The organism is Gordonia sp. NPDC057258 (assembly GCF_042668985.1).
GTDB classification, from domain to species: domain Bacteria; phylum Actinomycetota; class Actinomycetes; order Mycobacteriales; family Mycobacteriaceae; genus Gordonia; species Gordonia hongkongensis.
Genome location: NZ_JBHUXZ010000053.1, coordinates 19,818 through 31,515 on the forward strand (window position 1 = coordinate 19,818; position 11,698 = coordinate 31,515).

The 11,698-nt window shown below is 68.5% G+C and carries 9 protein-coding genes; 2 read left to right on the forward strand and 7 right to left on the reverse strand.

The features are described 5' to 3' along the window. Window positions 1–18 precede the first annotated feature (18 nt). From ACFUEJ_RS23100 to ACFUEJ_RS23125, 6 genes are read right to left on the reverse strand one after another with little or no spacing between them, the layout of a single operon-like run. Entirely contained in the window at window positions 19–1,239 is a 1,221-nt protein-coding gene (locus ACFUEJ_RS23100) for an acetate kinase (protein WP_388032187.1), read from the reverse strand. Then, the gene (gene pta, locus ACFUEJ_RS23105) at window positions 1,236–3,434 is read right to left on the reverse strand and encodes a phosphate acetyltransferase (RefSeq protein ID WP_247450420.1); all 2,199 of its coding nucleotides are present in this window, start codon (window positions 3,432–3,434) and stop codon (window positions 1,236–1,238) included. The genes ACFUEJ_RS23100 and pta overlap by 4 nt, the downstream gene beginning before the upstream one ends. Before the next feature lie 42 nt (window positions 3,435–3,476). After that, complete coding sequence (locus ACFUEJ_RS23110) at window positions 3,477–5,138, reverse strand: FAD-binding oxidoreductase (RefSeq protein WP_388032190.1); 1,662 nt, start codon at window positions 5,136–5,138, stop codon at window positions 3,477–3,479. Beyond that, window positions 5,135–5,740 carry a TetR/AcrR family transcriptional regulator gene (locus tag ACFUEJ_RS23115; RefSeq protein WP_065630369.1) on the reverse strand — a complete coding sequence of 202 codons (606 nt, stop codon included), beginning with the start codon at window positions 5,738–5,740 and terminating at the stop codon, window positions 5,135–5,137. The genes ACFUEJ_RS23110 and ACFUEJ_RS23115 overlap by 4 nt, the downstream gene beginning before the upstream one ends. 17 nt (window positions 5,741–5,757) lie before the next feature. Then, on the reverse strand, window positions 5,758–6,360 hold the full coding sequence (locus ACFUEJ_RS23120; protein ID WP_388032193.1) for a hypothetical protein: 603 nt from the start codon (window positions 6,358–6,360) through the stop codon (window positions 5,758–5,760). After that, window positions 6,318–7,409 carry a DMT family transporter gene (locus ACFUEJ_RS23125; protein WP_388032196.1) on the reverse strand — a complete coding sequence of 364 codons (1,092 nt, stop codon included), beginning with the start codon at window positions 7,407–7,409 and terminating at the stop codon, window positions 6,318–6,320. The genes ACFUEJ_RS23120 and ACFUEJ_RS23125 overlap by 43 nt, the downstream gene beginning before the upstream one ends. A 96-nt stretch (window positions 7,410–7,505) precedes the next feature. Between ACFUEJ_RS23125 and ACFUEJ_RS23130 the strand changes: the two genes are divergently transcribed. Further along, on the forward strand, window positions 7,506–8,405 hold the full coding sequence (locus ACFUEJ_RS23130) for a LysR family transcriptional regulator (protein ID WP_388032199.1): 900 nt from the start codon (window positions 7,506–7,508) through the stop codon (window positions 8,403–8,405). Here the strand turns inward: ACFUEJ_RS23130 and fgd are convergent, their stop codons facing one another. Beyond that, on the reverse strand, window positions 8,406–9,416 hold the full coding sequence (gene fgd, locus ACFUEJ_RS23135) for a glucose-6-phosphate dehydrogenase (coenzyme-F420) (protein ID WP_065630452.1): 1,011 nt from the start codon (window positions 9,414–9,416) through the stop codon (window positions 8,406–8,408). A gap of 233 nt (window positions 9,417–9,649) precedes the next feature. Between fgd and ACFUEJ_RS23140 the strand changes: the two genes are divergently transcribed. Then, entirely contained in the window at window positions 9,650–11,566 is a 1,917-nt protein-coding gene (locus tag ACFUEJ_RS23140) for an ABC transporter ATP-binding protein (RefSeq protein WP_068972080.1), read from the forward strand. Window positions 11,567–11,698: the final 132 nt, after the last annotated feature.

The following is an 11,698-nucleotide window of genomic DNA, read 5'->3' on the forward strand; positions in this document are numbered from 1 at the left end:
GCGCCGTCAGCACAACCTTCAGCGGGACGCACGGACCTCAAACCCGACCACCGCCGCCGACTGCCGTGCGATGGCCAACTCCTCATTGGTCGGAACGACGAGCACGTCCACCGCGCTGTCGTCGGCCGAGATGCGTCGAGCCTCCTTGCCACGCTGAGCGTTTCGCTCGTCATCGACGATGATCCCGAACCCTTCCAACCCCGCCAGCGCACGGGCGCGGACGACCGCGGAGTTCTCCCCCACACCGGCCGTGAAGGTGATGGCATCGACACGTCCGAGGGCGAAGGCGTAGGCACCGATATAACGGCGCAGGCGGTGGATGTAGACGTCGAAGGCGCGTCGGGCGGCGTCGTCACCGTTGTCCATCAGCTCGGTGATGGCGCGGAAGTCGTTCTCGCCGCACAGACCTCGAAGTCCCGAACGCTTGTTGAGCAGCGTGTCGATCTCGTCGACGGACAGGTTCGCCACCCGGTTCAGATGCAGGACCAGCCCGGGGTCGAGGTCACCGCTGCGGGTTCCCATCACCAGTCCCTCGAGCGGGGTCATACCCATCGACGTGTCGATCGGCTGCCCGCCCGCGATGGCCGACGCCGACGCGCCGTTGCCCAGGTGCAGCACGATCTGGTTCAGCGACGCCGGGTCGCGGTCGAGGAACTCGGCCACCCGACCGGAGACATACTCGTGGCTGGTGCCGTGAAAACCGTAGCGGCGGATCGCATGTTCGTCCGCGACCGCACGGTCGATCGCGTATGTCGCCGACGCGTCGGGGAGACCGTGGAAGAACGCGGTGTCGAACACGGCCACCGAGGGGACGTCGGGGAGCAACTCCCGGGCCGCCAGGATGCCGACCAGGTTGGCCGGATTGTGCAGCGGCGCCAGCGGGGAGATCCGCTCGATCTCCGAGATCACCTCGGGGGTCACCACCGTCGGCTCGTAGAACGACCGGCCACCGTGCACCACCCGATGTCCGACCGCGCTCAGTCCCGCGTCGGCCAGATCGGTTCCGTTGTCGGCGAAGAAGCGTTCCGCGCGTCGGACCGCGGCGAGGTGATCGTCGAGTTCCAGTGTCTCGGTGACGGTCTCGCCGTTCTGTTCGTGTGTCATCGACGAACCGGAGTCGCCGATCCGCTCCGCGATGCCCTCCGCGATCACCGTGCCGTCCGCCGGTTGCACCAGTTGGTATTTCAGCGACGACGAGCCGGCGTTGAGCACCAGCACCGCACCCGACGCCCCGCTCATCGGGGACCCTCGGCCTCGGCGGAGGCGGCGTTCTCGGCGAGTGGGTCCACGCCCTCCTGCTGGGCCTGGATCGCGGTGATGGCGACCGTGTTCACGATGTCCGAGACGAGGGCGCCGCGGCTCAGGTCGTTGATCGGCTTGTTCAAGCCCTGCAGCACCGGGCCGATCGCGACCGCCCCCGCGCTCCGCTGCACCGCCTTGTACGTGTTGTTGCCCGTGTTGAGGTCGGGAAAGATCAGCACGGTCGCACGGCCGGCCACCGGCGAGTCGGGCATCTTGGTCTTCGCCACCGAGGGTTCCACCGCGGCGTCGTACTGGATCGGCCCCTCGACCAGCAGATCGGGTTGCCGCTCGCGCACGAGTTCGGTTGCGGTCTTGACCTTCTCGACGTCGGCGCCCGATCCGGACGTCCCGGTCGAGTACGACAGCATCGCGACCCGGGGATCGATACCGAAGGCCGCGGACGTCTGCGCCGAGGAGATGGCAATGTCGGCGAGCTGTTCGTCGGACGGATCCGGGACGATGGCGCAGTCGCCGTACGCGAGCACCTTGTCGGCCAGGCACATGAAGAACACGCTCGACACGGTGGACACACCCGGTTTGGTCTTGATGATCTCGAAGGCCGGCCGGATCGTGTGGGCCGTGGTGTGCGACGCCCCCGACACCATCCCGTCGGCGCGCCCGGTGTGCACCATCATCGTGCCGAAATACGACACGTCACGCATCTTCTCCTGGGCCCGTTCCAGATCCATACCCTTGTGCTTGCGCAGCTCGGTGTAGATCCGGGCGAACTCGTCGAGATACTCCGACTCGGCCGGGTCGATGACCGTGACGTCGGAGAGGTCGAGTCCGAGTTCGATGGAACGCTCGCGCACCGCTTCGGGATCACCGAGCAGAGTGAGGTCGGCAACGCTGCGCCGCGCAAGCCTGTTGGCGGCCCGCAGGATCCGGTCATCGTCGCCCTCCGGTAACACGATGTGCTTTCGGTCGGCGCGCGCACGGGAGATCAGGCGGTACTCGAACATCTGCGGCGTCACCACGGTCGGCGTCGACACGTTGAGGTTGCGCATGACCTTCTCGGGGTCGACATGGGTCTCCATCATCGCCAGTGCGGCCTCGATCTTGTGTACCGAGCCCACCCCCACCTTGCCGCGCGTGTGAGCGGCGGTACGCGCGGTGTCGTAGGTGCCCTGCGGGCAGCTGATGATCGGCAGGGTCGGCTTCAACCCGCTCACCAGCGCCTCGATCATCGGGTGCGGTTTGAGTCCGCCGTTGAGGATGATGCCGGCGAGACGCGGGAAACCCTGTGCGGTGTTGGCGTTCACGAGTGCCAGGAGAACATCCGACCGGTCGGCGGGCGTGATGACCACGGTGCCGTCGGTGAGCCGCTCCAGGATGTGCTCGACGGTCATGCCACCGACCATCACCCGGAGCGCCTCGCGGTCGAGCAATTCCTCGTCACCGCTGTACATCGTCGCGCCGAGCGCCTCCTTGAGCTCCCCCATCGTGGGGGCGAAGAGCACCGGCTCCTCGGGTAGGCACAGCGCCGGAATCCCGGTGCTGCGCAACTGGTCCCGGATCTCGTCGAGGCGGTCGGGGTCGCACCGGTTGGCAACCAGGGCGACGGGGGTGGCATGGGCAGCGGTCACCTCGGCGATCAACCCCTCGGCCAGACCGTGCATCTCTTCCGGCGACCGGTCGATCGCCTTGATCGCCAACACCATCGGCGCCGACAGATTCGCGGCGATCCGGGCGTTGTAGCTCAGCTCCGACGGGGTGCCGACGTCGGTGTAATCCGAACCGACGATGACCACGCGGTCGCAGCGGGACTGGATGGCGTGGAAGCGCGCGACGATCTCGGCGACCGCACCTTCGGGATCGTTGTGCACCTCCTCGTAGGTGACACCGAGACAGTCCTCGTACGGGAGGTCGGCGGATTCGTAGTCGAGGAGGAGATCGAGGATCGGATCACGATCCTCCGCGGCCGTCCGCGAGATCGGACGGAACACTCCGACCCGCCCGCCGGTCGCCGACAGCAGGGCCAGCAACCCCAGCGCGACGATGGACTTACCGGTCTCGCCTTCGGCCGAGGCGATGTAGATGCTGGTCGTGGGGTCGGCGACGATCTGATCCGCGCTCGCGGGTCCGTCGGCGTCGGCGGTCTGGACTCTATCCGTGGCCATGCGCCCCAGCATAGTGGCGGACGGACCGGGCAACCCCGGTCCCGGAGTCGGGCGTCAGAGGAGAATACCCGGATTGCACACACCGTCGGGATCGAGCGACGCCTTGACCGACCGCAACGCGTCCAGGGCCAGGGGCCCGATCTCGTCGTGGTACGCGTCACGGTGATCCCGCCCGACCGCGTGATGATGGGTGATGCTGGCACCGGACGCCCGGATCGCGGAATTGGCCGCGACTTTCGCCGCCCCCCACTGCGCCAGCGGGTCGTCGGCGAACGGTGCGACGACCGTGAAGTACAGCGAGGCACCCGACGCGTAGACGTGACTCACGTGGCACATGATCAGCGGCGGCGTACCCGAGGCAGTGAGCGAGTCCGTCAGCGCGGCCGTCACCGCGGCGCGCACGTCGTGCAGCCGCGACCAGAACGCGACGGTCTCGAGCGTCTCGACCAACACCCCGGCATCGAGCAACGGGTCGCGAAGGTACGGTCCCGCGAAACGTCCTGTCCGCCAGGCCTCTCCGGGACCCTCCCCCAGCGCCCCGCCACCGGCGTCGATCAACACCGACGATGCCGCATCGCGTCGCCGCGCCACCTCGTCGGCCGCACCCTCGTACCCGGCGACGACCAGACACCCGCCGCCATCGCCATCACCATCGCCCTCACCGCTCCCGGCGCCGGCGTCATCCGGCCCGCTCGCTTCGCTCCCGGCGCCGGCGGGATCAGCGAGATTCAACGCCGTCTCCACCTCGTCGGACAGCCGGAGCACCGTCGGCAGGGGACCGTCCTGGGCCAGCCGACGGAGAGCTGTCGCGCCCTTGGCGAACGAGGCGAACCGCCAGGCGTCGAAGACGCGGGTCGTCGGGGCCGGCCGGATACGGATCTGCACGCTCGTGATGACACCGAACACGCCCTCCGACCCGAGGACCAGCTGACGCAGGTCGGGTCCGGCCGCCGACCGCGGCGCGGTACCGAGTTCGACGGTTCCGCGCGGAGTCGCCAACACGAGGCCCTCGACCATCTCGTCGAAGCGCCCGTATCCGGCCGACGACTGGCCGGCCGAGCGAGTGGCGGCATAGCCACCGATCCCGGCGCCCTCATAGGACTGCGGGAAATGACCGATGGTCCAACCCTTCTCGCGCAGGAGCGCCTCGGCCGCGGGTCCGCGCAGACCGGCCTGCAGGGTCGCCGTCCGGGAGATCTCATCGATCTCCACCACGCGGTCGAGGCGGCGCAGGTCGAGACTGATCACGCCGGCGAATCCGGCGCGGTCGGGTGTCAACCCACCCACCACGGACGTCCCGCCGGTGAACGGCACCACCGCGATCCGTCGCTTCGAACACACCCGCAGGATCGCGACCACTTCCTCGTGGTCGCCCGGGTACACGACGAGGTCGGGCGCGTCGTCGGCGTCACCCGCGCGCAACCGCAGGATGTCCGGGGTGGAGTACCCGCGCGTGTGCTGTACCCGTGTCGCGTCCGCGTCGGAGACGTGGTCGGTGCCGACGACAGCCGAGATCTCTTCGCGGACAGCAGCATCGACCGCCGACCGAGCCGGCGAGATGGTGTCCGGATCGACGCCGGCGTCGGTTTTCCGGTCCCCGGCCAGCGCAGCCGCTGCGCCGGGCAGTTCGGCCGTGCGCGCCGGGTCTCCCCAGCGCGGCCGAAGCATCCCCACGACGGGGATCGCGGTTTCGTCGGATCCGTGCTCGCCGGTCATCGGACCGGGCCCGGCCGGTTGCCGCCCGTCGGCGCGCCACCGCTCTCGGTGTCGTCTCGGACGATCGCCCGCACGACCAGTTCGGCGATCTGCTCGTCACTCAGGAAGCTGTCGGGGATGAGCATGAGGGAGTAGATGGTGCGCACGAGGAACTCCGCGGCCCCCCGCGGGGTGGGGAACAGCTGGTCCCCGATCTCGGGTTCCAGATCGGGCAGTGCCTCCGACACGATCTGATGGATGAGCGTGGGCCCGGCCGAATCGTTGGTGGCGACGAGCGCGCGGACCACTTCCTCCGGCTCCTTGCGCAGCACGTACTGCAACGCGTCGTGGTTGCGGATGTAGGGCAGCACGTTCACCACCTGCGCGTGGATCTTGCCCGCGGCGTCGGGCGCGGTCGCCGACCACTCGATCAACTTGACCCGCAGCAGCGACACCTCGCGTTCCACGATGGCCGTGACCAGCGCTTCGCGGCCGCCGAACATCCGGTAGGCGGTCGCCCGCGCCACCCCGGCGTGCCGGGCCACCGACGTCAGACTCAGCGTCTTGGCCCCGAACCGGGACACCAGCCCGACTCCGACATCCACCATGCGGTCACGATCCATGCGAAAACCGTAGCGAATCAGGATGAGGCGGGAACCGTCGTGGTGGTCGTCGTGGTGGTCACGGCGTTGCCCGGTGCGGCGTCCTCGGTGGTCGGAGGCGTCGTGGTGATCTCGGCGGGGCCCTCCGGCTCGGATGACGTCGAAGGCGCCGACGGGACAGGCGCCGGTGACGTGCGGCGGACCGAAGGCGTCGTACGCGCCGGCTCCGGCGTCTCGGCGCGCGCGGCGATCGTGGTCTGCCGGTTCACGCGGTCGGCGCCCGCACCGCCGCCGAGGCAATGGACGACGAAGGTCCTCGGCACATTCGGATACACCGACGCCGTGAGGGCCCCACGCGACCCCGGCCCCATCGTGGTTGCGGCGGTGGGATGGACCGCGCCGCTGGGTGTGAGGGTGCATTCCACCGCCGGATTGCGCGTCGCATTGTTGTAGAGACTGATCTGCAACCGGGTCCCGTCGACGCGGTACGAACACCCGGGGATCGGTCCGGAACCGGCGAGCGGTCCGCAGTTCACACTGGGCGACGCCGCGGGCGACTCCGAGTCGACAGCCAGAAGCGTTGTCGCCGTGGCGAAAGTCAGCGATCCGCCAATGGCGAGGCCGGCGACGAACTTGCGCATGGCGGTGTCTCCTCGGTTGCGGTCGTGCCGGGAACGCGTCGTGTACCGGAGTGCGTCATCGTCGGCGACGACACGTCCAGGCTACGCGCCGACCGGCCCGTACGCGGCCTCATCGGCAGCAACCGCCGGGCGATGGCGACCCCGCCGAGACAGAGGAGTCCGCCGACGATGCCGACACCGGTGGGCAACTCGTCGAGCAGCGCCCACGACAGGACGATGACGATCGCGGGGACCACGAGGGTGGTGGCCGCCATCGCACTCGCGTCGGTGCGGGCCAGCGCATAGGCCCACGTGGAGAACGCGATCGCGGTCGGCCCGACCCCGAGGTAGATCACCGCCCAGATCGCCCCCGGCTCGGCGCCGGACAGTTCGGTGACGGCGGCGGGGGCGAAGGGCGCGGTGGCCACGAGGCCGGCGACCGCACCCAGCCAGGTCGCGGTCAGCGCGTCGACGGTACGTAGGGCCGACTTCTGGATCAGCACCCCGGTCGCGTACAGAACCGCCGCGCCGACCCCGAGCACGATGCCGAGCCAGTCGGCGTGCGCGTCCGCGGTGGCGGACCCGCCGGCGGCGATCAGCACCACGCCGGCGAAGGCGATCGTCATACCGATCACGAGGTGACGCGGAAACCCCTCTCCGAGAAACAGTCCCGCGGCGACGGCCACGAGGATCGGCGCCAGGTTCACCAGCAGCGCCGCGGTCCCGGCGTCGAGGTGGCATTCGGCCCAGTTCAACAGGACGGTGTAACCCGCGAACCAGGCGACCCCGTACGCCGTCACCAGTGCGAGCGCACGGCCGCGCGGTAGCAGCGGACGGGCCGGCGCCCCGGTTGTCCGTGCGCGCAGACGTACCACCATCACGATGAGCGTCAGCGGGATCACCGCCGCCAGCAACCGCAGGAACGCCATGGAACCCGGTGAGAACGTGTCACCGAGCGCGCGGATGCCGATGAACGCCGACGCCCACAGCACGACGGTGACGACGGCGGCCAGAGCCGGCAGGGATGCGGTGGCGGACCCAGCCGATGCCGGTGTCGGGCGCGAGGACATGTGTTCCAGATTCACTCATCCGGCACTTCAGGACAAGTGAATACTTGTTCTGAACATTTCAGCGCCGCTGCACAGTCGCCGCGGTATCGTCGCTCCATGGTCGACATCCACCGCCTTCGGGTTCTGCGCTCGGTCATCGGCGAGCAGTCCATCGGCGGAGCCGCGGCCTCGCTCGGATACACGCCGTCAGCGGTCAGCCAGCACATCGCCACCCTGCAGCGCGAGACCGGGTTGTCGCTGGTGGAGCGGGACGGTCGCGGCATCGCGCCCACCGAGGCCGGCACCATCCTGGCCCGCGAGTCCGACACCGTCTTCGAGCAGATCGCCCGTATCGACGGTCTGATCTCGGAGCTGCGCGACGGCCGGCTCGGTCAGCTGCGCATCAACTACTTCGCCTCGGCGGGCGCCACCTGGATCCCGCCGATCGTCGCCACCATCTCGCGCGAATTCCCCGGACTGCGACTGGATCTCCGCCTCATCGAGCTGATGGGCCCGTCGTCGGCGGCACCCGACATCGAGATCTATGTCGAGGACAGTCAACGCCCGTCCGCGGACGTGGCCGGGTTCGTCGGACGCCGGCTGACCACCGACCCGTATTCCGCTGTCGTACCCGTGGATTCAGCATGGGCGGCGCTGGAGTCGGTGACCCTGCGCGAACTGTCCCAGGTCCCGTGGGTCGACAACGACGTGGCGCGGGGACCCTGCCGGCAGGCAGTGCTCGACGCATGTACGTCGGTCGGTTTCGTACCCGACTTCAGTGTCGAGACCCAGGACTACCCGACCGCGATACGGTTCGTCGCGGCCGGGGTCGGACTCACCGTCGTCCCCCGGCTCGCGCTCGTCGACCTGCCGCCCGGCGTCACGGCAGTTCCCATCGTCGACCCGACGCCCGCACGCGAGGTGCGGGTCCGGGTACGGCAGAGCGGACTCGACCTGCCGCCCGTCCGAAGAGTGCTCGAGATGCTTGATGCCGCTGTCGCGCAGGGGTTTTCGTGATCAGCCGAGCTTGCGTAGGCGCGGGGCGAGGTCGCGTTCGAAGTTCTCCAGGAACCGCTGCTGGTCGTGGCCGGGGGCGTGGAAGACGAGGTGGTTGAGCCCGGCGTCGGTGTAGAACTTGACCTTCTCGACGGCCTCGTCGGGGTCGGAGGAGACAATCCACCGCTTGGCGACCTGTTCGATCGGGAGCTCGTCGGCCAGCCGCTCCATCTCGGTCGAGCTGTTGACGCTGTGCTTCTGCTCCGGGGTCAGCGACAGCGGGGCCCAGAACCGGGTGTTCTCCAGCGCCAGTTCGGGATCGGGATCGTAGGAGATCTTGATCTCGATCATCTTGTCGATGGTGTCGACATCGCGCTCGGCCTTGGCCGCACCCTCGGCGACCGCGGGCAGCAGCTTCTCGGTGTAGAGCTCGGGCCCCTTGCCCGAGGTACAGATGAAACCGTCGCCGGCACGGCCCGCATAGCGTGCGACCACCGGCCCGCCGGCGGCGACGTAGACCGGGATCGGTTGCTCGGGAATGTCATACATGTAGGCGCCCTGCGTGTGGTAGTACTCGCCGTCGAAGTTGACCTCTTCGCCGGTCCACAGTTCGCGCATGAGTTTGATCGACTCGCGCAGGCGCGCGAAGCGTTCCTTGAACTCCGGCCACTCTCCCTGGAAACCGGTCGCGTACTCGTTGAGCGCTTCGCCGGTGCCGACACCGAGCATGATGCGTCCGGGGTAGAGGCAGCCCATCGTGGCGAAGGCCTGCGCGATGACCGCGGGGTTGTAGCGGAAGGTCGGGGTCATGACCGAGGTGCCGATCTGCACGCGCTTGGTGCGCTCGCCGACCGCCGCCATCCAGGCCAGCGAGAACGGGGCGTGGCCGCCGTTGTGCCGCCAGGGCTGGAAGTGATCGCTCACCGCAACCGAATCCATGCCGTGCTCTTCAGCCGCGACCGCGATCTCCACCAGCTCGCGCGGATCGAACTGCTCCGCCGATGCCTTGAAACCGAGCTTGAGTTCTGCCATGTCCATCGCTCCTTCGCCACCGGCCCTCACCCGCCGGCGCGGGCCGGTCTGCGGAGTCGGCCCCATCGTCGTGTGACCTCGCATACCAACGTAGAGCATGCGGACAGACGCCGACGTCGGGAGCCGGACGGGACCTCAGCCGGCCGGGGCGACCCAGCATGTTCGCACTCGGGATTCCTCTGGCAGCGAAAAAGCTGGACCTCAAGTTGGGTTTAAGTTCTACCGTGGACGGCATGAGTATGCAGTCCGTGGCCTGGGACATGATGTACAAGTCCTCCACCCAGCCCAGCAGCAAGCGATTACGGGGCGACCGCCGGGTGACACTTCGCCGTATCGGTGGGTTCGCCCGACCGCACCGACGCCGGATCGGATGGTTCCTCCTGCTGTCGGTCTTCACCGCTGTGCTGACCGTCGTGACCCCGCTGCTGGCGGGTCGCGTCGTCAACCTCATCACCGAGAGCGGCTCGGAGATGATGATCGTCGGACTCGCGGTCGCCATCGCGCTGATCGCCGTCGCCGAGGCCGCCGCGGGAATCGGGGTCCGGTGGCTGTCGGCGAACATCGGGGAGGGTCTCATTCTCGACCTACGGCGAGCTGTCTTCGACCACGTGCAGCGGATGCCGATCGCGTTCTTCACCCGCACCCGCACCGGGGCCCTGGTGAGCCGGCTGAACAACGACGTCATCGGCGCCCAGCGCGCATTCAGCGACACCTTGTCCGGCGTCGTCTCGAACATCGTCACCCTCACCCTGACGCTGGGCGTCATGATCGCGATCAGCTGGCAGATCACGTTGCTGGCGCTGATCCTGCTGCCGGTCTTCGTGATACCGGCGCGACGGATGGGCCGGCGCATGGCCGCACTCTCCCGCGAGGCCGCCGAACACAACGCCCGGATGTCGACACAGATGACCGAGCGCTTCTCCGCCCCCGGCGCCACGCTGGTGAAACTGTTCGGGCGTCCCGATCTCGAGTCGCGCGAGTTCGCCGACCGCGCCGACCGGGTGCGCGACATCGGCGTACGACGGTCGATGTTGCAGGCATACTTCATGACGACGCTGATGCTGGTGTCGGCGCTGGCCCTCGCCCTGGTCTACGGGCTCGGCGGATGGCTTGCGGTACAGGATCATCTGTCCGCGGGCGCGGTCGTCTCACTGGCTCTGTTGCTCACCCGGATGTACGCGCCGCTCACGGCCCTGGCGAACGCACGCGTCGAGATCATGAGCGCCCTGGTCAGTTTCGAGCGCGTCTTCGAGGTCCTGGACCTACAACCCCTCATCGCCGACGCACCCGACGCGGTCCCGGTGCCCGGTACCGGGAGCGAGCGGCCCGTGCCGGTGTCCGTCCGATTCGACGACGTGTCCTTCGCCTATCCGGCGGCGGACAAGGTGTCGCTGGCATCACTGGAAGAGGTTGCCCAACTGGATAATCGGGCCGGCACGACGGTCCTGCACCATGTCGACCTAGACGTCCCGGCCGGCAGCATGGTGGCTCTCGTGGGCAGTTCCGGTGCCGGCAAGTCGACCATCGCGAGTCTCGCGACCCGCCTCTACGACGTCGACGAGGGCTCGATCCAGCTGGCCGGAGTCGACATTCGGAAACTGCAGACCGCATCGGTCCACCGAACCGTCGGTCTCGTCACCCAGGACGGCCACCTCTTCCACGACACCATCCGGGCGAATCTCGTGCTCGCCCAGCCGAACACATCCGACGACGAGATCTGGGACGCACTGCGACGGGCTCGGCTCGACGAGCTGGTCGGCTCACTGCCCGACGGACTGGACACCGTCGTCGGCGAACGCGGTTACCGGCTGTCCGGCGGTGAGCGCCAACGCATGACGATCGCCCGCCTGCTGCTCGCACAACCGTCGGTGGTCATCCTCGACGAGGCGACCGCGCATCTCGATTCGACGTCGGAGGCGGCGGTCCAGGCGGCGCTCGGCGAGGCCCTCGAGGGACGGACCTCGATCGTCATCGCGCACCGGCTGTCGACGATCCGGGCCGCCGACGAGATCGTCGTGCTCGAAGCCGGGCGTGTCGTCGAACGCGGTGATCATCCGACGCTCCTGGCGCGCAACGGACGCTACGCCGAGCTCTACCGGACGCAGTTCGCCGAGGACGACCCCGAGGACTCGGATTCGCTGACGGCGTGACCCTTCGTGACGCGGCCTCCGCAAGCTCCGCCCGCTCCTCAGCCTGAATCTTTCACGGGTGGGTAGGGTTTCGCCGATCGGTTGTCGGTGTCGCCTTTTGATGGTTGGTGCTGGTGTGTGGGCAGGGTGGAT